The sequence below is a fragment of the Candidatus Hakubella thermalkaliphila genome, assembly GCF_013281975.1.
GTDB lineage: Bacteria > Actinomycetota > Humimicrobiia > Hakubellales > Hakubellaceae > Hakubella > Hakubella thermalkaliphila.
This window is the reverse complement of record NZ_BLRZ01000369.1, coordinates 1-796: the sequence shown is the minus strand read 5'-3', so window position 1 is coordinate 796 and position 796 is coordinate 1. Positions and strand designations below refer to the sequence as shown.

Below are 796 nucleotides of genomic sequence, written 5' to 3'. Positions count from 1 at the left end.
GCCTTAGTTACCCCGCCAAAAGAGGCAAAGGGATCCATTAGCCAGCTGTGAAGCTTCCAGGAAGCCTGCATCACTCCACTCCGGGCAACATTATATAAACCGATTAAGATCATAACATAGCCACATCGCCCCCGAAGGGGCTACCCAGGTGCACCTTGTTGACAGTTTCCAAGCAAAAGTTGTTTGAGTTCCTCAAATTCCCTCCCCGAAGTCAATTTCATCAGCATGTGGAGAGGATTTACTCCATTCATTTTAGCTGTCTCAATCACACTCATCATTATCTGATGATTTTCTGCTCCTGTGTCAGAATTATTTCCATAAGTAATCTTCCTCATAATGACAGATGGACGTAGAGCTCTCTCGGCAATATTGTTGTCAGGGTCAACATCGTGGTATCTAAGGAAGGTGAAGTTCTCCTTTCTGTGCCGTATAAGCCTGGCTCTGAGTTTTTCTGCTTCTTCATTCTTGAGAGGATTCTTGGATAACTCATCTAATTCACCCTCAAACTCCTCAGCCTTTTCCCGAGCCTCCTCATCAGAGATTTTCTCTACTTTCCAATCCTTTTTAACTTCCCTTGCCCTTTTAAAGATGTCTTTTAGCTGAGAAGTAAAAGCAATTGCCTCTTCATCATATGGATAAAACTTCTCAATATCCTTTGCCTCTCCTTCATAATGGGTGAGACATTTTTGTTTGGCTTTGGCTTTAACAGAATTATAGCTTGAGTAGCAATCTGAGCCAAGCACTCCCGGATAATTCTTTCCCAGAACTTCCTCAACAACTGCTGAACCACGACTCC

1 protein-coding gene is annotated in these 796 nt (G+C 43.2%); it reads right to left on the bottom strand.

The genetic code is table 11. The features are described from left to right. Positions 1-140 precede the first annotated feature (140 nt). Positions 141-796: IS66 family transposase (locus tag HW443_RS12210; protein ID WP_176238333.1), on the bottom strand; the 656-nt coding region annotated here is incomplete at its 5' end.